Source organism: Catenuloplanes atrovinosus (assembly GCF_031458235.1).
Lineage (GTDB): Bacteria > Actinomycetota > Actinomycetes > Mycobacteriales > Micromonosporaceae > Catenuloplanes > Catenuloplanes atrovinosus.
The window spans coordinates 984,841-1,002,763 of record NZ_JAVDYB010000001.1; the positions used below are offsets into that span (position 1 = coordinate 984,841).

18 protein-coding genes are annotated in these 17,923 nt (G+C 73.0%); all 18 read left to right on the plus strand.

The genetic code is table 11. The features are described 5' to 3' along the window. Positions 1-206 precede the first annotated feature (206 nt). Positions 207-851 carry a phosphatidylinositol phosphate synthase gene (gene pgsA, locus J2S41_RS04385; RefSeq protein ID WP_310363372.1) on the plus strand — a complete coding sequence of 215 codons (645 nt, stop codon included), beginning with the start codon at positions 207-209 and terminating at the stop codon, positions 849-851. Beyond that, positions 848-1,744: a phosphatidylinositol mannoside acyltransferase gene (locus J2S41_RS04390; RefSeq protein ID WP_310363376.1), complete on the plus strand. Its 897-nt coding sequence runs from the start codon at positions 848-850 to the stop codon at positions 1,742-1,744. Before pgsA ends, J2S41_RS04390 begins: the two co-directional genes overlap by 4 nt. 10 nt (positions 1,745-1,754) lie before the next feature. Further along, positions 1,755-2,897: a glycosyltransferase family 4 protein gene (locus tag J2S41_RS04395; protein ID WP_310363379.1), complete on the plus strand. Its 1,143-nt coding sequence runs from the start codon at positions 1,755-1,757 to the stop codon at positions 2,895-2,897. A 5-nt stretch (positions 2,898-2,902) separates the two neighbouring features. Then, entirely contained in the window at positions 2,903-3,511 is a 609-nt protein-coding gene (locus J2S41_RS04400) for a hypothetical protein (protein ID WP_310376277.1), read from the plus strand. Positions 3,512-4,216: 705 nt separating this feature from the next. Next, positions 4,217-5,134: a pyridoxal 5'-phosphate synthase lyase subunit PdxS gene (gene pdxS, locus J2S41_RS04405; RefSeq protein ID WP_310363381.1), complete on the plus strand. Its 918-nt coding sequence runs from the start codon at positions 4,217-4,219 to the stop codon at positions 5,132-5,134. Continuing rightward, positions 5,131-5,736 carry a pyridoxal 5'-phosphate synthase glutaminase subunit PdxT gene (gene pdxT, locus J2S41_RS04410; RefSeq protein ID WP_374728109.1) on the plus strand — a complete coding sequence of 202 codons (606 nt, stop codon included), beginning with the start codon at positions 5,131-5,133 and terminating at the stop codon, positions 5,734-5,736. Before pdxS ends, pdxT begins: the two co-directional genes overlap by 4 nt. A 23-nt stretch (positions 5,737-5,759) precedes the next feature. After that, positions 5,760-6,515, plus strand: coding sequence for a YebC/PmpR family DNA-binding transcriptional regulator (locus J2S41_RS04415; protein ID WP_310363384.1), 756 nt, complete (start codon positions 5,760-5,762; stop codon positions 6,513-6,515). Positions 6,516-6,675: 160 nt separating this feature from the next. Then, a complete protein-coding gene (locus J2S41_RS04420) occupies positions 6,676-7,419 on the plus strand; it encodes a hypothetical protein (RefSeq protein WP_310363388.1) in 744 nt (247 codons plus the stop codon). Continuing rightward, a complete protein-coding gene (locus tag J2S41_RS04425) occupies positions 7,416-8,651 on the plus strand; it encodes a sensor histidine kinase (RefSeq protein ID WP_310363391.1) in 1,236 nt (411 codons plus the stop codon). Before J2S41_RS04420 ends, J2S41_RS04425 begins: the two co-directional genes overlap by 4 nt. Further along, the gene (locus J2S41_RS04430) at positions 8,648-9,304 is read left to right on the plus strand and encodes a response regulator (protein ID WP_310363394.1); all 657 of its coding nucleotides are present in this window, start codon (positions 8,648-8,650) and stop codon (positions 9,302-9,304) included. Before J2S41_RS04425 ends, J2S41_RS04430 begins: the two co-directional genes overlap by 4 nt. Positions 9,305-9,398: 94 nt before the next feature. Then, on the plus strand, positions 9,399-10,502 hold the full coding sequence (locus J2S41_RS04435; RefSeq protein WP_310363397.1) for a DUF1996 domain-containing protein: 1,104 nt from the start codon (positions 9,399-9,401) through the stop codon (positions 10,500-10,502). 105 nt (positions 10,503-10,607) lie between these two features. Continuing rightward, positions 10,608-12,209, plus strand: a complete 1,602-nt coding sequence (locus J2S41_RS04440; RefSeq protein ID WP_310363399.1) for an MFS transporter — start codon at positions 10,608-10,610, stop codon at positions 12,207-12,209. A 101-nt stretch (positions 12,210-12,310) separates the two neighbouring features. Further along, a complete protein-coding gene (locus J2S41_RS04445) occupies positions 12,311-12,925 on the plus strand; it encodes a TetR-like C-terminal domain-containing protein (protein ID WP_310363401.1) in 615 nt (204 codons plus the stop codon). A gap of 82 nt (positions 12,926-13,007) precedes the next feature. Continuing rightward, entirely contained in the window at positions 13,008-13,583 is a 576-nt protein-coding gene (gene ruvC / locus J2S41_RS04450; RefSeq protein ID WP_310363404.1) for a crossover junction endodeoxyribonuclease RuvC, read from the plus strand. Further along, positions 13,580-14,182, plus strand: a complete 603-nt coding sequence (ruvA, locus tag J2S41_RS04455; RefSeq protein WP_310363406.1) for a Holliday junction branch migration protein RuvA — start codon at positions 13,580-13,582, stop codon at positions 14,180-14,182. The genes ruvC and ruvA overlap by 4 nt, the downstream gene beginning before the upstream one ends. Before the next feature lie 46 nt (positions 14,183-14,228). Further along, positions 14,229-15,278 carry a Holliday junction branch migration DNA helicase RuvB gene (gene ruvB, locus J2S41_RS04460; protein ID WP_310363408.1) on the plus strand — a complete coding sequence of 350 codons (1,050 nt, stop codon included), beginning with the start codon at positions 14,229-14,231 and terminating at the stop codon, positions 15,276-15,278. Positions 15,279-15,474: 196 nt separating this feature from the next. Next, a complete protein-coding gene (gene yajC, locus J2S41_RS04465) occupies positions 15,475-15,819 on the plus strand; it encodes a preprotein translocase subunit YajC (protein WP_310376281.1) in 345 nt (114 codons plus the stop codon). A 162-nt stretch (positions 15,820-15,981) separates the two neighbouring features. Further along, complete coding sequence (gene secD, locus J2S41_RS04470) at positions 15,982-17,922, plus strand: protein translocase subunit SecD (protein WP_310363411.1); 1,941 nt, start codon at positions 15,982-15,984, stop codon at positions 17,920-17,922. Position 17,923 lies beyond the last annotated feature (1 nt).

Here is a 17,923-nt window from a genome sequence, read left to right on the forward strand (position 1 = left end):
TCCCTCGGGTCGATTTGTGTCGTTCATGGCCCCGTCGCGTAGAGGCGTCGCGATGATCTCCCAACGCCGCTCTTAACCTGAAGTTTCGCAAGGTGATACCGGTCACGTTGCCTGATGTAATAGGTCGGTGGCAAGCGGTGACTGTGCGTCAGCTATCAGCGCGTGCGGTGTCGCGTGCCGCGACACGCCGCTATGGTGGGACGGCCATGGCAAAGATCCTCTCGGTCTCGGCGCGCGCCGGGATGGCTCACCTCATCGAACCGGTCAGTCGTGCCCTCCTCCGGCTGGGTGTGACGCCCAACGCGGTCACCGTCGCGGGCACGATCGGCGTGGTCGTCGGCGCCGTGGTCTTCGGCACCCGCGGTCACTTCATCATCGGCGCGCTGTTCATCACGGTCGCGTGCCTCACGGACCTGATCGACGGGACGATGGCCCGCCTGCGCGAGGGGCCGAACGGTAGGTTCGGCGCGCTGCTGGACTCCAGCATGGACCGGGTCGCGGACGCGGCGATCTTCGGCTCGCTGGTGTACTGGTTCGGCAAGGAGGGCGACTGGGTCACCGCGACCGTGGCGCTGGTCTGCCTGGTCGCGAGCGTGCTGGTGTCGTACGTCAAGGCGCGCGCGGAGGGCCTGGGCTTCGACTGCAACGTCGGCATCGTGGAGCGGGCCGAGCGCCTCATCGGCATCGGCATCGGCGCGCTGAGCACCGCGTTCGGCGTGCTCTGGGGCCTGCAGGCGGTGCTATGGATACTCGCCGTCCTCTCGATCGTGACGGCGTGGCAGCGCATGCGGCACGTCTACAAGCAGGACCAGGCGGCACTGCGCGCGCAGCGGCAGAGCACGACCGCATGAGCGGATTAGCGGAGTTCGCCTTCCGGGCCGGGTGGCAGGCCGTGCAGTGGCTGCCCGAGCGGGTGGCGATCGCGCTGTTCCACGCGGGTGCGGACCGCGCCGTGCGCAAGCGCGGCAAGGGCGTCGAGCGCCTCCGGGCCAACCTGCGCCGGGTCCGGCCCGAGATATCCGACGCGGAACTGAACGACCTGGTCAGACGCGGCATGCGGTCCTACGCGCGCTACTGGATGGACACCTTCCGCCTGCACACGTACTCCCGCGACGAGCACCTGCGCCGGTTCCGCTTCGACGGCGAGGAGGAACTGGCCCGGCTCGCCACGTCCGGCCACGGCGCGGTGCTGGCGCTGCCGCACGCCGGCAACTGGGAGGCGGCCGGCGCCTGGGTCGGCGCGAACGGCTGGAAGCTGATCACCGTCGCCGAGCGGCTCAAGCCGGAGGGCGTCTACCAGCGGTTCCTGGCGTTCCGCCGATCGCTCGGCATGGAGATCATCCCGACCAGCGGCGGCGAGCGCGCCCCGCTGGACCTGCTGGCCGAGAAGGTCACGTCCGGTTACCTGGCGCCGCTGCTGGCCGACCGGGACCTGTCCCGGCGCGGCGTCGACGTGACGTTCTTCGGCGGTCGCGCCCGCATGCCCGGCGGCCCCGCACTGCTGGCGCTGCGCACCGGCGCGCCGCTCTACGCGGTGCACATGTGGTACGACCCGGATGGAATCGCCCACGGTCGGCTGGTAGGCCCGATACCCGTGCCGGAAGGGGGCACCCTGGAGGAGCGGGTGCGGTTCCTGACGCAGGAGATCGCGGATCGGCTCGCACAGGGGATCGCCGAGCATCCGGAGGACTGGCACATGCTGCAGCGGGTGTGGGTGGACGAGCCCGCGCAAGCAATGGCCTGAGGGGGTACGAGTGCGGATCGGCATCGTATGCCCGTACTCGTTCGACGTGCCGGGCGGCGTGCAGAACCACGTGATGGACCTGGCCGAGGCGCTGATCGGCCTCGGTCACGAGGTGAGCGTGCTGGCCCCCGCGGACGAGGACTCGTCGCTGCCGCCATACGTGGTGGCGGCCGGGCGGGCGGTCCCGTTGCCGTACAACGGCTCGGTGGCGCGGATCTCGTTCGGCCCGGTGTCGACGGCCCGCGTCCGGCGCTGGCTGGCCCGCGGCCACTTCGACGTGCTGCACGTGCACGAGCCGCTCACGCCGAGCCTGTCGCTGCTGGCCGTGCTCTCCGCGGACGGGCCGGTCGTGGCCACGTTCCACACCGCGATGACCCGATCCCGCGCGCTGGCCGCGGTGCACGGCGCGCTGCAGATCGTGCTGGAGCGGGTGACCGCGCGCATCGCCGTGAGCGCGCTCGCCCGGCGGGTACAGGTGGAGCACCTGGACGGCGGCGCGGTGGAGATCCCGAACGGCGTGGCCGTGGCCAAGTTCGCCGGCGCGGAGCCGCTGGACGGCTGGCCCGGCCCCGGCGGCGCGATAGGTTTCCTGGGCCGCTTCACCGAGCCGCGCAAGGGCTTCCCGATCCTGCGCGAGGCGTGGGTGTCGCTGGCCCGGTCGCGTCCCGGCCTGCGCCTGCTGGTGGCCGGTCCGGGCGACCGCGACGACCTGCTGGAGGGCGTACCGGTGGAGCTGCGTGACCGGGTGTGCTTCCTGGGCCTGGTATCCGAGCGCGACAAGGCACGCATGCTGCGCAGCGTGGACGTCTACGTGGCGCCGAACACCGGCGGAGAGTCGTTCGGCATGATCCTCACCGAGGCGATGGCGGCCGGCGCCGCGATCGTCGCCAGCGACCTGGACGCGTTCCGCCGCGTGGTCGACAACGGCCGCGCCGCCGAGCTGTTCCCGGTCGGCGACGCGGCGGCGCTGGAGAACGCGCTGGCCGGGCTGCTCGACGACCCGGCCCGCCGGGCCGAGCTGTCCGCGCTCGCGCGCCGCGCCGTGGACGCGTTCGACTGGCCGTCCGTCGCGCGCCGGGTGCTGGAGGTCTACGAGACCGCGATCGAGGCCACGGACGGCCGCGTGCTGGAAGCCCCGCAGGTGATCGAATGAGCACGATGCCCGAGCTGTGGTGGTGGGCCGGCGCTGCCGTGGTGGTCTCGCTGCTCGCCGCGTACCTGGTCTGGACCGACCGCCGGGTGGAACGCCTGCACGCCCGCGCGTCGTCCGCCGCCGCCGCGCTCGACGCCCACCTGCTGCGCCGTGCCGCGGCCGCCGCCGTCCTGGCCGAGCAGCTGGACGCGGTCGAGCTCTACGCCGCCGCCCGCATCGCGCTGGACGCCGGCTCCCGCCTCGACCCGGGCACCGCGCTCGGCACCGGTCCCCGGCTCGGCACGGTCGCCGACTCCGGCGAGCGCGAGGCCGCGGAGAACGACCTCACCCGCCAGCTCCGCCGGCTCGCGCCCACCACCGGCCTGGCCGCGGCCGAGCCGGTCATCGCGGCCAGCCGCCGCGTCGCGCTCGCCCGCCAGGTCCACACGGACTCGGTCCGCGACGCGCTGATCAACCGCGACCGCCCGCTGGTCCGCCTGTTCGGGATGGCTCGCGGCCACCCGCGCCCCCGCTACTTCGACATCGACGAGCCGACGCTGACCCCGTCCCTCACCGAGCCACCCCGCCAGATCACACCGCACCAGGTGGCACCGCGAAGCGACGTCAAGACCTAGGTCGACCCGGGCGTGGCCCGCATGCTCGCGCGGGCGCTGAGTTTGCCCGGGGCCGAGCCCCGGACCCCACGGTCGATGTGCCCGCTTCCGGCGTGGTGCGGCCCGCATGCTCCCGCGGGCGCTGAGTTTGCCCCGGGGCCGAGCCCCGGACCCCACGGTCGGTGTGCCCGGTTCCGGCGTGGTCGCGGCCCGCATGCTCGCGCGGGCGCTGAGTTTGCCCGGGGCCGAGCCCCGGACCCCACGGTCGGTGTGCCCGGTTCCGGCGTGGTCGCGGCCCGCATGCTCGCGCGGGCGCTGAGTTTGCCCGGGGCCGAGCCCCGGACCCCACGGTCGATGTGCCCGGTTCCGGCGTGGTCGCGGCCCGCATGCTCGCGCGGGCGCTGAGTTTGCCCGGGGCCGAGCCCCGGACCCCACGGTCGATGTGCCCGCTTCCGGCGTGGTGCGGCCCGCATGCTCCCGCGGGCCAACCGAGCGGCGGCTCCGCCGCCGCTCCGACGCCGCGTCGGAGCCGGTGCCGCCGTGGGTCGCGGAAGTGCCCCGGTGGTCCGGTTGCGGTGCGGAGGGCGCGTTCGCGTAGGCGGCATGTCGGACATCGGCAGGCCGATTCGCTGTGGAGGAGGCCACCCGGGGGCCGATTGGCCGTCGGCGGGGCAACCAGTCGCGCGTACCATTCGCTGCGTCCACCACACTCCCGAGGAGCATCTCGTGTCCGAGAACCCCGCCACCGAAAACCCAGGTCAGCCCGTCATCGGCAGCGCCCGCGTGAAGCGCGGCATGGCCGAGATGCTCAAGGGCGGCGTGATCATGGACGTGGTCACGGCGGAGCAGGCGAAGATCGCGGAGGACGCCGGCGCCGTGGCGGTCATGGCGCTGGAGCGGGTACCCGCGGACATCCGCGCGCAGGGCGGCGTCTCGCGGATGAGTGACCCCGACATGATCGAGAGCATCATCGAGGCCGTGTCGATCCCGGTCATGGCGAAGGTGCGGATCGGCCACTTCGTCGAGGCCCAGGTGCTCCAGGCGCTCGGCGTGGACTACATCGACGAGTCCGAGGTGCTGACGCCGGCAGACTACGCCAACCACATCGACAAGTGGGCGTACACGGTGCCGTTCGTCTGCGGCGCGACGAACCTGGGCGAGGCGCTGCGCCGGATCACCGAGGGCGCCGCCATGATCCGCTCCAAGGGCGAGGCCGGCACCGGCGACGTCTCCAACGCGACCACCCACATGCGGAAGATCCGTGCCGAGATCAAGCGGCTGACCAGCCTGCCGGAGGACGAGCTGTACGTCGCGGCCAAGGAGCTCCAGGCGCCGTACGAGCTGGTCAAGGAGGTCGCCGAGACCGGCAAGCTCCCGGTGGTGCTGTTCACCGCGGGCGGCATCGCCACGCCGGCCGACGCCGCGATGATGATGCAGCTGGGCGCGGAGGGCGTGTTCGTCGGCTCCGGCATCTTCAAGTCCGGCAACCCGGCGCAGCGCGCGGCCGCGGTCGTCAAGGCCACCACGTTCTACGACGACCCCGACGTGATCGCCAAGGTCTCCCGCGGCCTGGGCGAGGCCATGGTCGGCATCAACGTCGACGACATCCCGGTGCCGCACCGCCTGCAGGAGCGGGGCTGGTGAGCCGCGATCTGACGGTCGGCGTCCTTGCGCTCCAGGGGGACGTCCGCGAGCACCTGCGCGCGCTGGCCGAGTGCGACGCGCTGGCCCGGCCGGTGCGCCGCCCGGAGGAACTGGACACCGTGGACGCGCTGGTGATCCCGGGCGGCGAGTCCACCGCCATCTCCAAGCTGGCGGTCGACTTCGGCCTGCTCGACCCGATCCGCAAGCGGATCGCGGACGGCATGCCGGTCTACGGCTCCTGCGCCGGCATGATCATGCTGGCCGGGACCGTCCTGGACGGGCGCCCCGACCAGCAGTCCTTCGGCGGCATCGACATGACGGTCCGGCGCAACGCGTTCGGCCGCCAGGTCGACTCGTTCGAGGCCGCGGTGGAGATCGACGGCATCGACGGCGACCCGTTCCACGCGGTCTTCATCCGCGCGCCGTGGGTCGAGGAGGTCGGGCCGGACGCGCGGGTGCTGGGCCGCGTAACGTCCGGTGCGGCCGCCGGTAGGATTGTTGCGGTTCGGCAGGGGCACGTGCTCGCCACCGCCTTCCATCCGGAACTGACCGGGGATCTCCGAGTGCACGCGGCATTCGTCGAGATGGCGCGGGCGAGCTAGACGACGACTACGGGAGGCATGTGATGTCCGGCCACTCCAAGTGGGCAACCACCAAGCACAAGAAGGCCGTCATCGATGCCAAGCGCGGCAAGATGTTCGCCAAGCTGATCAAGAACGTCGAGGTCGCCGCCCGCACCGGTGGCGGCGACCCCGCCGGCAACCCGACGCTCTACGACGCCATCCAGAAGGCGAAGAAGAGCTCGGTGCCGAACGACAACATCGACCGCGCGGTCAAGCGCGGCTCCGGCCTGGAGGCGGGCGGCGCCGACTGGCAGACGATCATGTACGAGGGCTACGGGCCGAACGGCGTGGCGCTGCTGATCGAGTGCCTGACCGACAACCGGAACCGCGCCGCCACCGAGGTCCGCACCGCGCTCACCCGCAACGGCGGCAACCTGGCGGACGCCGGCTCGGTGGCGTACATGTTCTCCCGCAAGGGCGTCGTGATCGTCCCGAAGACCGACGGCCTGACCGAGGACGACCTGCTCATGTACGTGATCGACGCGGGCGCCGAGGAGGTCAACGACCTCGGCGAGGCGTTCGAGATCGTCTCCGAGCCGACCGACATGCCGGCGGTCCGCTCCGCGCTCACCGACAACAAGATCGAGTACGACTCGGCCGACACGAACTTCGTGGCCTCGGTCAACGTCCCCCTCGACGAGGAGGGCGCTCGCAAGATCTTCAAGCTGATCGACGTCCTCGAGGACTGCGACGACGTGCAGAACGTCTTCGGCAACTTCGATGTCTCCGACGAGGTCATGGCCGCGGTCGACGCGTAGTCCTCGGTGACGGGGTTCCCGCCCGGAACCCCGTCACCTACCGCGCTGAGCTGCGGGAGAAGGCTCTCTCGGCATCGCGGGTCCCGGGTCGCTAGGATTCCCGCTTGACCCCGGCCGGGCCCGCGCCGGGCGATGACCCGAGCGGTGAGGCGGCGAGCGCGTGCAGGCGGAGCGGACGCGGTGGGGCCGATACGCGGCCCTCGCCGTCGCGGTCGGCGCGATCGCCGTGGGCGTGCCACCGCTGATCGCCCCGCCCGGCGAGCCGCCCCGTCCGGTCGCGGCATCACCGCAGGTCACGACGCCACCGCAGGTCACGACGCCTGTGCCCGGCCGGGAGGCGTCCACCGGCCCGTCCACGCCGCAGAGCCCGGGCGAAAGCCCCAGCGCGAGCCCGAGCCCCAGCACGAGCCCCGGCCCCGCCGTGCCGCCGTGCGTGGCGACCGGAGCCTCACCGCGCCCGGCCTGCGCCGTCTACACCACCGCACTCGGCTCCGGCTGGTCCGCCGAGGGCGTGGGCGTCAAGGTCGTACCGGCCGGTCTGGTCCCCGGCACCGACATCGTGGCGCTGCGCGTGGAGCCCAAGGAGAAGACCGCCTCCGTCTCGCTGGTCGCCGCCGAGCCGTTCACCGTCCCGGAGGGCGCCCGGCTCCGGCTGCGCATCTACGGCGGCCGGCTGCACGGCACGGTCGCCCGGCTCTCGCTCTCCGGCACCACCGCGTTCTCCCGCGACCGCCCCGCCACGCTGAACGCGCCGGTCGACGAGTGGGTCCCGTTCACCGTGCCGGTCGCGGACCTGCTCCCGGGCGGCGGCCCGATCCGCCGCATCGACCTGGAGATCGCCACCGAGGCCGTCCCGAACGCGTACCGCTTCTTCATCGACGACGTGGAATTCACGCGATCATGAGCGAGTTCGCGAGCGAATCGCCGACCACGGCGGGTCCGCGGTCGCACGGCGGGTCCGGCATGAGCGGCCAGCTCGTCGCGCCGGCCGCGATCGCCCGGGCCGTGCTGCTCGGGCGCGCGGTCGTGACCGTCACCGCGGCCGCCGCGGGGCTGCTGCTGATCGATGAGCGGTGGCGGGTCCCGGCCGTGGTCGCGCTGGTGGTGGCCGCCACCGTGGCGCAGGTCGCGGTGCTCACCCGGCGGCCCGGCGCGCTGGTGCGGCACCCGTGGCCGGCGCTGCTCGCGGACCTGCTGGTGGCCGGCGGCGTGCTGGCGCTCAGCCGCGGCGGCATGGCGTTCTTCTGCTACTCGGCCGGCGCCGCCGCGCTGGCCGGCGCGCTGATCGGCATGCGCGCCCTGCCGCTCTGGGCGCTGCACGCCGCGCTCGGGTTCGCCTCGGCCGCGGTGCTGCTGCGGCAGAGCCGCCCGTCGCCCGAGGTGACCGCGTTCGTCGCCGCGTTCCCGGTGCTCGGCCTGCTGGCCGGGGTCGGCGCGACCGTGGCGACCGCGGCGCTGGTCCGGTACGTGGAGCTGACCGTGGCCGTGGTCGCCTCCGCGCAGCGTTCGGCCGCCGCGTCCGAGCGCGCCCGGCTGGCCCGCGAGCTGCACGACTCGGTGGCGAAGACGCTGCGCGGCGTCTCGTTCGCCGCGGTCGCGCTGCCGCAGTCGCTGCGCCGCCACCCCGCGCTCGCCGAGCAACTCGCCGACACCGTCTCCCGTGGTGCCGAGGCCGCCGCCCGGGAGGCGCGGGAGCTGATGGAGGGCCTGCGCGCCGACGACCCGGGCGAGGACTTCGGGTACGGCGTGGCGCGCGCGTGCCGGGACTGGGAGCGGCGCACCGGCATCCCGGTGCGGACCAGCATCGACGACGTCGATCCACCGCTGGAGACCCGGTACGAACTGCTCCGCATCCTGCGCGAGGGCCTGGCGAACGTGGAGCGGCACGCCCGCGCCGCCCGGGTCTGGGTGCGGGTCGCCGCGATGCCCGGCGAGGTGGAGCTGAGCGTGGCCGACGACGGCGTCGGGTTCGCCGCCGCGAGCCTGGACGACCTGCGCGCGGCCGGCCGGCTCGGGCTGGTCGGCGTGCACGAGCGGGCGAGCGGCGTGGGCGGCGCGGCCGAGGTGCGCTCCGCGCCCGGCGAGGGCTCGCTGCTGCGGGTCCGGGTGCCGGTGCCGGCCGGTGCCGCCGCGTGATCCGGGTGCTGGTGGTGGACGACAACCCGACCGTGCGGGACGCGCTCCGCGCGCACCTGGACGCGTCCGGGGCCGCGCTGGTGGTGGGGGAGGCCGGGGACGGGCGGGCGGCGCTGGACGCGGCGCGCCGGCTGCGCCCGCACGTGACGCTGCTGGACTACCGGATGCCGGTCGCGGACGGGCTGTCGATCGTGGCGGAGCTGGCGCGGCTGACCGCGGTGCTGACGTTGACCAGCGACGACAGCGACGCGGTGGTACGCGAGATGCTGCGCGGCGGCGCCCGTGGCTACCTGGTGCACGGCGAGTTCGACCCGGCCGAGCTGCTGCGCGCGGTGACCGTGGTGGCGTCCGGGCGGAGCTGGCTGTCACCGGCCGCCGCGACCGTGGCCGCGGAGGCGCTGCGGCGCGCGCAGGAGACGGCGGAGGCGGCGGCGCGCGAGGCGGAGCGGCTGGACCGGGCCCGCCGGCGGTACGGGCTGACCGCGCGCGAGCGCGAGGTGCTCGACCTGGTCGCGGAGGGCCTGGCGAACGTGGTGATCGCGGAGCGCCTGGGCCTGACCGAGAAGACCGTCAAGAACCATCTGCACGCGGTCTTCACCAAGCTCGGCGCGCGCAACCGGACCGAGGCCGTGCTCCGCTGGACCGGCCGCTGAGCCGGTCCTGGGACTTTCGGCTCAGGAAACGGGTTCCCGGCGGATCTAGCCTGCTCCCGGACGTACCCCTCCATGTGGGAATCGGAAGGAAGCCGTGAGAACCGATCGCCTGAGCCGCCTGGTGCCGGTCGTGGCGCTGGTGCTGGCCGCGAGTGCCTGCTCCGTGACGACCGTGCCGACCGCGGACGGCTCGTCGGCGCCCGCGCTGGTGCTGCCGACCTGCCTGCCCGCGGAGTACGCGGACCTCGCCACGCCGGCCGAGCGGGCCGGCGTGACCATGCCGCCGTGCGCGCCGGCCACCGGGGCACCGTCCCCGGCCGGCACGCCGGCCGGCGCGCCCCCGTCGGCGTCGCCGTCGCCCAGCCCGTCCCGGACCGGCGGTGGCGGCGCCGCGCCCACCGTGACCACGCCGGTGACCGTGCCGACGTTCGACGGCCCGCCGCCGCGCGCGCAGTACCGGGAGGTGGCGGCGAACTGCACGATGACGCACCGGCGCGGCGACGACCCGATCGTCTTTCCGGGGCTGACCGGCGCCTCGCACGACCACACGTTCGTCGGAAATCCGGCGACCGACGCGTTCAGCACGCCGGAGAAGCTGGTCGGCGGGAAGACCTCGTGCCAGGACCCGAAGGACGCCTCGTCGTACTGGTTCCCGACGCTGCTGCAGAACGGCAAGGCGCTGACGCCGCAGCAGGTGACGGTCTACTACAAGTCCGGCATCGACGACTACCGGCGGGTGCGCCCGTTCCCGGCCGGCTTCCGGCTGCTGGTCGGCAACGCCAAGGCGCCGGCCGGTGAGACGTTCCAGGGCACCTGGAGCTGCGGCGGGCAGACCGGCCCGGAGATCCCGGCGTCGTGCCCGGACGGCTCCTCGCTGATCGTCCGCCACAAGGCGCCGAGCTGCTGGGACGGCAAGCACCTGGACACCCCGGACCACAAGTCGCACATGGCGTGGCCGGTGCGGGGGGAGTGCCCGCGGAGCCACCCGGTGCCGCTGCCGATGTTCGAGATGAAGGTGCCGTACAAGCTGCCCGGCGGTGTTACCAAGGGGCTGGCGCTGTCGTCCGGGGCGGCGAACACGTTCCACTTCGACTTCATGAACGGGTGGGACCCGGCACGCCAGGCCGAGGTGATCGCGCACTGCGTGAACGGTGGACGACAGTGCAACGGAGTCGGGTACGACCAGCACAAGCCGTGACCGGCACCACTTCCGATACGAAACGGTTCCGTATCGCAACGACACGTTGTAGTGTCTCGCACGGATACGGAACCGTTTCGTATCGAAACTTCTGGGGGGACGCGGATGGATCCGCAGACCAACACCGGTCACCCGCGGCGCTGGGCCATTCTCGGCGTCCTGGTCATCAGCCTGCTCGTGGTCGTGCTCGACAACACGATCCTCAACGTCGCCATCCGCGTGCTCGCCGACCCGAACGAGGGCCTCGGCGCCACCCAGGCGGAGCTCGAGTGGGCCGTCAACTCGTACACGCTGGTCTTCGCCGCGCTGCTGTTCAGCTTCGGCATCCTGGGTGACCGCTGGGGCCGCAAGCGCTTCCTGATCGCCGGCCTGCTCATCTTCGGGCTCAGCTCGCTGGCGTCGGCCTACGCGCAGACCCCCGGCCAGCTGATCGCGACGCGCGCGCTGATGGGTCTCGGCGGCGCGGCGATCATGCCGGTCACGCTCTCCATCATCTCGGTCGTCTTCGACCCGCGCGAGCGCGCCCGGGCGATCGGCCTCTGGTCCGGCTCGGTCGGCCTCGCGGTCGCGATCGGCCCGATCCTCGGCGGCGTCCTGCTGGAGCACTTCTGGTGGGGCTCGGTCTTCCTGATCAACGTACCCATCGCGCTGCTCGGCATGGTCCTGATCGCGGTGCTGGTGCCGGAGTCGCGCAACCCGAACCCGGGCCGGATCGACCTGCTCGGCGTGGTGCTCTCCGTGGTCGGCCTCACCTCGCTGGTCTACGGCATCATCGACGGCGGCGAGAACGGCTTCGACCAGCCCGCGGTGTGGGCGTTCATCGTGGCCGGCGTGGCGGTGCTGGCCGCGTTCGTCGCCTGGGAGCGGCGGTACGCCTACCCCTCGCTGGACGTCAAGCTGTTCCGCAACGGCCGGTTCTCCGCCTCGATCGCCTCGATCGGCCTGGTCTTCTTCGCCAGCATGGGCACGTTCTTCTTCATGAGCTTCTACCTGCAGCTGGTCCGGGACTACACGCCGCTGCAGACCGGCCTGCTGCTGCTGCCGTTCGCCGTGGCCCAGCTGGCGTTCGCGCCGGCCAGCGCCGGCATGGTGCAGCGCTTCGGCGGGCGCGCGGTGTCGGTGGCCGGTCTCGCGCTGGTCGGCGTGTCGCTGCTCGGGTTCCTGCTGGTCGACACGGACGTCCCGATCTGGGTGGTCGCCGTGCTCTTCTTCGTCCAGGGCGCCGGCATGGCCAACATCATGCCGCCGGCCATGGAGGCGGTCATGTCCACGCTGCCGCGCGAGCGGGCCGGCGTCGGCTCCGCGATCAGCAACACGATCCGGCAGGTCGCGGTCGCGCTCGGCATCGCGGTGCTCGGCTCCGTGCTGGCCGCGGTCTACCGGAGCCAGATCGCCGACGCGGTCGCGCCGCTGCCGGACGCCGCGCGGGACGCGGCCTCCGAGTCGATCGCCGGCGCGTACGCGGTGGCGGCGCAGGCCGGGCCGCAGGGTGCCGGGCTGGTGACCGCCGCGAACGACGCGTTCGTCAACGCCATGCACGTCTCCGCGGTCGTCGGCGCGGTCGTGGTGTTCATCGGCGTGCTGGTCGCGCTCAGGTGGCTGCCCGGCCGCGGCCGGGCGGCGCACACGCCGCCGACGCAGGTGGAGCGGGTCCGCGAGGAGGTCGCCGAGACCGGTGGCGATCCGAACCTGGTCGACGTCCGATAATCGCCGTGCTCACGGTGTCCCCCAGGCCGCGGAAACCGGCGTGGGGGACACCACCGCACCCGCGCCGGCCGGTTGAAATCAAGATCAAGGAGAATGGGACGATGACACTCACCGCGCCGGATGCGCCGCGACCGCCCGAGCCGCGCGCGCCAGGGCGCCCGCGGAGCAGCCGCGCGGACGAGGCGATCATCGAGGCCACGCTCGACCTGCTGGCCGAGGGCAGCAGCATCGAGGCGCTCGCCATCGAGGCGATCGCGGCCCGGGCCGGCGTCGGCAAGGCCACCATCTACCGCCGCTGGGCGGGCAAGGACGCGCTGCTGCGCGACGCGCTGGCCCGCCTCAAGCGCCCGCCGGCCGACCCGGACACCGGCGACGTGCGCGAGGACCTGCTGATCCTGGCGCGGTCCATCGGCAAGAACAAGGACCCGCGCGCCGAGAAGATCATGCCGTGCCTGGTGCCGGAGGCGATGCGTTCCGCGGAGCAGTACACGACGTACCAGCAGATCGTCGAGCCGCGCCGCGCGGTCACCCGGGAGATCCTGCGCCGCGGCATCGCGCGCGGCGAACTGCGTGCCGACCTGGACGTCGAGGTGGTGCTGACCGCGCTCACCGGCCCGATCCTGATCCAGCGGATGCTGCGGTGGAACCCGCGGCTGGACGAGGAGCGGTTCCCCGAGCAGGTCGTCGATCTCGTGATGAAGGCGATCACGGCCTGAGGCGTGTCGCCGCGAGCGGGCGCGCGCGGCGGCGCTAAGGTGTCGAACAGGTGTGCGGCCGGACTCGGGGAGGGGTGGGCGCGTGCGGGTGCTCGGCATCGACCCGGGCCTGACCCGGTGCGGCGTGGGCGTGGTCGAGGGCGTGCCCGGCCGTCCGTGCACGCTGGTGGCGTACCACGTGGTCCGCACCGACGCCGCCGACGAGCTGCCGGTGCGGCTGCTGCGCCTGGAGACCGAGCTGAACGAGCTGGTCGCGCGCTACGAACCGGAGAGCGTCGCGGTCGAGCGGGTCTTCGCCCAGCACAACGTGCGCACCGTGATGGGGACCGCGCAGGCCAGCGCCGTCGCCGTGCTCTCCGGCGCGCGGCGCGGGATAGCCGTGGAGACGTATACGCCGAGTGAGGTCAAGGCCGCCATCACCGGCTCCGGCACCGCGGACAAGGCGCAGATGATCACCATGGTCCAGCGCCTGCTCCGGCTGGACGCGCCGCCCAGGCCCGCGGACGCGGCGGACGCGCTCGCGCTCGCGATCTGCCACGTCTGGCGCGGCGGCACCCGGGCGCGCGTGGCCGCGGCCGCGGCGAAGATCGAGGCAGCGGTGCGGAAGGCCAAGACCGAGCAAGCAGCGGCGGTACGCCAGCGAGGGGGGACCCGATGATCGCCAGTGTCCGGGGGCGGGTGGTGGCCGTCGCGCCGGACGCCGCCGTGATCGAGGTCGGCGGCGTCGGCATGGCCGTGCAGTGCAGCCCGAACACGCTGGCCGGCCTGCGCCTCGGCGAGGAGGCGCGGCTCGCCACCTCGCTGGTGGTCCGCGAGGACTCGCTGACGCTCTACGGTTTCGCCGACGACGACGAGAAGCAGCTGTTCGAGCTGCTGCAGACCGCGTCCGGGGTCGGGCCGCGGCTGGCCCAGGCCGCGCTCGCGGTGCACTCGCCGGACGTGCTGCGCAAGGCGATCGGCGGCGGCGACACGGCGACGCTCACCCGCGTACCCGGGATCGGCAAGAAGGGCGCGGAGCGCCTGGTCCTGGAACTCCGCGACCGGATCGGGCCGCTGCCGATCGGCGCGGACGGCGTCACCGGGCCGACCTCCGGCGCCTGGCAGACCCAGGTCGCGCAGGCGCTCACCGGGCTGGGTTGGACGCAGAGTCAGGCCGACCAGGCGGTCGCCATGGTCGCGGAGACCGTCGACGGCCCCACCCCGCCCGTCCCGCAGCTGCTCAAGCAGGCGATCCGGCTGCTGGGCAAGACCCGATGAGCGCGTGCGCCGCACCGCGTGACCGCGGCGGGGAGGCCCGGCCGGCATGAGTTCCGAAGACGTGATCGTCTCCGCCTACGCGAACCCGGGCGACCGGGAGGCGGAGGCCAGCGTCCGGCCGAAGCGGCTGGACGAGTTCATCGCGCAGCACCGCGTGCGCGACCAGCTCGACCTGCTGCTGAAGGGCGCGCTCGGCCGCGGCGCGCCGCCGGACCACATCCTGCTCTCCGGCCCGCCCGGTCTCGGCAAGACCACGCTCGCCAACATCGTCGCGGCGGAGCTGGGCGTGGGCATCCGCACCACCAGCGGCCCGGTGATCGAGCGGTCCGGCGACCTGGCCGCGATCCTCACCAGCCTCTCCGAGGGCGACGTGCTGTTCATCGACGAGATCCACCGCATCGCGCGCCCCGCGGAGGAACTGCTCTACAGCGCGATGGAGGACTTCCGGGTCGACGTGGTGGTCGGCAAGGGCCCCGGGGCCACCGCGATCCCGCTGGACGTGGAGCCGTTCACGCTGGTCGGCGCCACCACCCGGTCCGGCCTGCTGACCGGCCCGATGCGCGACCGGTTCGGCTTCGTCGCGCACCTGGACTTCTACGACGCGGCCGATCTGGAGGCGCTGATCCGCCGCTCGGCCGGCATCTTCGGCGTGCCGATCACGGACGACGGCGCCGCCGAGATCGCCCGCCGCTCCCGCGGCACGCCCCGCATCGCGAACCGGCTGCTCCGCCGCGTGCGCGACTTCGCGGAGGTGCGCGCGGACGGCGTGGTCACCCGCGACGTGGCCAAGGCCGCGCTCAAGGTCTACGACGTCGACGACCTGGGCCTGGACCGGCTGGACAAGGCGGTCGTGCACGCGCTGGTCACGTCGTTCCGCGGCGGCCCGGTCGGCCTGTCGACGCTGGCCGTCGCCGTGGGGGAGCAGCCGGACACGGTCGAGGAGGTGTGCGAGCCGTTCCTGGTGCGGGCCGGGCTGCTGGCGCGCACGCCGCGCGGCCGGGTCGCCACCGAGGCCGCGTGGCACCATCTCGGCAAGACGCCGCCCGGCCCGATCTCACTCGGTCAGCCCGACCTGTTCTCGAGGGGCGGGGAGTAATCGGGGATCAACGGATTGCACGCCCCTACGACGAGTTTTCAGTCACAGGGGCTACACTCGCCGCGATCCGATAGACATTAATCTGCCTCCTCGCCCGCGCTCCGCCGGCCGTCGGGCAGACCACCAGCTGGAAGGTCTCAGCGTGTTCACACCTATTGCACAACAGGCGGCGAGCGGCTCCGGCAGCCCGATCCCGATGATCCTCATGGTGGTCGGCCTGGTGGCCGTCACGTACTTCATGATGATTCGTCCGCAGCAGAAGCGCCGCCGCGAGGCCGAGCAGATGCAGAGCCGGCTGACCGTCGGCGACGAGGTGGTGACCATCGGCGGGCTGTACGGCACGGTCGCCGGCCACGACGACGAGACCGTCACCATCGAGGCGCACCCCGACGTGCTGCTGCGCTTCGCCCGCCCGGCGATCGCCCGCGTCGTGACCAGGGCGGACGCGCCGGAGGCCGAGGAGGCCGTCGCGGTCGCGGACGAGACCCCGGCCGACTCGCAGCGTGCCTCTCTGGACAGCAAGGACGTTGTCAAGGAGTGACCCCTTCACAAAGGGTCATCGAAGTTGTTGGATAATCGCGCGAGGTGTGCCCGCCAGCGGGTCCCTCTCGCACCACACCACGCTCCTCGCCGGTTCGCGTCGGCGCTCCAACTCAGCCGCCCCACCCGGCGGCCACCAGGCCCGTAAAGGAACTCAACAGCCGTGGCACCACCTCAGGGACAGATGCGCCCCGGGCGGCAACTCGCCGTGCTCGGCCTGATCTTCGTCGTCCTCTTCCTCATGGTCTTCTTCGTCGGCGGCAAGGGCAGCTTCACCGACCGTCTGGAGCCCAAACTGGGCCTGGACCTGATCGGTGGCACCCGGGTCACGTACACGGCGACCACCATGGACGGATCGGACCCGCCGGCGGAGCAGCTCGAAGAGGCCCGTCAGATCATCGAGAGCCGCGTCAACGCGCTCGGCGTCTCCGAGGCGGAGGTGGTGGTCGAGGGCAACCGGAACATCGTCATCTCGCTGGCCGGCGAGAACCGGGACGATCTGAAGCAGGTCGGTGAGGCCGCCCAGCTGCGCTTCCGGAAGGTTCTGAAGGCCGCGGACGGCTCCGGTGTCGCGCCGCAGGTCACCGAGACCGCCACGCCGTCGCCGGGCGCGTCCGCGTCGCCCGGCGCCAGCGGCTCCCCGGCGCCCAGCCCGTCCGGCGCCGCGGTGACCTCCAGCCCGTCCGCCAGCGGCGGCTCGGGCGGCGGCACCGGCGGCCAGGGCGGTGGCGCGGAGGCGACCCCGACGCCGACGCCGGCCGCGTCCGGCGACCCGTCCGCCACGCCGACCCCGGCCCCCAGCGGCTCCGCGACGCCGGCCCCGGTCAGCACGGACGTGGCCGCGATCCGCACCGCCATCCAGAAGAAGGTCGGCGACGCCGCCTGGGCCGCCGCGACCGGCCTCCAGGGCGTGGCCGACCTGACCACCGACCCGACCCTGGCCGAGACGCTGGCGCCGTTCGCCACGCTCAGCCCGGAGACGGAGGTGTGGGCGCTCGACCCGGCCATGCAGTTCAACGTGCCGCAGATCAGCTGCGCGCTGCTGGACGCGCGCCCGGCCGGCTCGATCGTCGACGAGACCAAGCAGGCGGTCGCCTGTGAGGCCGGCGCGAAGTACCTGCTGGACGTGGCCAAGGTGCTCGGCACCGACGTCGAGGGCGCCAGCGGCGTGCTCGACCAGCAGACCGGCGACTGGGTGGTCAGCCTCGACTTCACCGGCGAGGGCCAGGAGAAGTGGACCGCGCTGACCCGCGAGGCGTACAACAACGAGGGCGGCACCTGTGACCAGACCGCGCTCGGCGACGGCAGCCGCTGCCGCGTCGCGGTGGTGCTGGACAACCAGGTGATCTCCTCGCCGGAGATCCAGGCCGTGCTCACCGGCGACTCGCAGATCACCGGCAGCTTCAACTCCGCCTCGGCGAACGAGCTGGCGTCCAAGCTGCGGTACGGCGCGCTCCCGCTGACCTTCGTGGCCGACGAGGCGCAGAACGTGTCCGCCACGCTCGGCGCGGAGCAGCTGCGCGCCGGTCTGATCGCGGCCGGTCTCGGCATGGCGCTGGTGGCGATCTACGCGTTCTTCTACTACCGCCTGCTCGGCACCGTGATCTTCCTGAGCCTGATCCTGTCCGCGCTGCTCACCTACGGCGCGCTGATCGTGCTCGGCCGGCAGATCGGCTTCACGCTGACGCTCGCCGGCATCGCGGGCTTCATCGTGTCACTCGGCGTCGCGGCCGACTCCTTCATCATCTACTTCGAGCGATTGAAGGACGAGATCCGCGAGGGCCGCAGCCCGCGCAGCGCGGTCGGCCGGGCCTGGACCCGGGCCCGCCGCACGATCATCTCGGCCAACGCGATCTCGCTGATGGCCGCGGTCGTGCTCTACGTCGTCTCGGTCGGCCAGGTGAAGGGCTTCGCGTTCGCACTGGGTCTGGCCACGCTGCTCGACCTGATCGTCGTGTTCCTCTTCCGGCACCCGGTGATGACCATGTTCGCCCGGACCAAGGCGTTCCTCTCGCCGCGGGTCAGCGGCCTGGGCCGGGTCGTGGCCCAGAAGCCGACCGCCGACACCGTCAAGCCGCGCTCGTCGCGCGTGAAGGAGGCCTGAC

What these genes read in the sequence shown, in the direction of transcription:
- pgsA (WP_310363372.1), top strand. Translation starts at nt 207, where the DNA reads ATGGCAAAGATCCTCTCGGTCTCGGCGCGCGCCGGGATGGCTCACCTC.
- J2S41_RS04390 (WP_310363376.1), top strand. Translation starts at nt 848, where the DNA reads ATGAGCGGATTAGCGGAGTTCGCCTTCCGGGCCGGGTGGCAGGCCGTG.
- J2S41_RS04400 (WP_310376277.1), top strand. Translation starts at nt 2,903, where the DNA reads ATGCCCGAGCTGTGGTGGTGGGCCGGCGCTGCCGTGGTGGTCTCGCTG.
- J2S41_RS04415 (WP_310363384.1), top strand. Translation starts at nt 5,760, where the DNA reads ATGTCCGGCCACTCCAAGTGGGCAACCACCAAGCACAAGAAGGCCGTC.
- J2S41_RS04425 (WP_310363391.1), top strand. Translation starts at nt 7,416, where the DNA reads ATGAGCGAGTTCGCGAGCGAATCGCCGACCACGGCGGGTCCGCGGTCG.
- J2S41_RS04440 (WP_310363399.1), top strand. Translation starts at nt 10,608, where the DNA reads ATGGATCCGCAGACCAACACCGGTCACCCGCGGCGCTGGGCCATTCTC.
- J2S41_RS04445 (WP_310363401.1), top strand. Translation starts at nt 12,311, where the DNA reads ATGACACTCACCGCGCCGGATGCGCCGCGACCGCCCGAGCCGCGCGCG.
- ruvA (WP_310363406.1), top strand. Translation starts at nt 13,580, where the DNA reads ATGATCGCCAGTGTCCGGGGGCGGGTGGTGGCCGTCGCGCCGGACGCC.
- ruvB (WP_310363408.1), top strand. Translation starts at nt 14,229, where the DNA reads ATGAGTTCCGAAGACGTGATCGTCTCCGCCTACGCGAACCCGGGCGAC.
- yajC (WP_310376281.1), top strand. Translation starts at nt 15,475, where the DNA reads ATGATCCTCATGGTGGTCGGCCTGGTGGCCGTCACGTACTTCATGATG.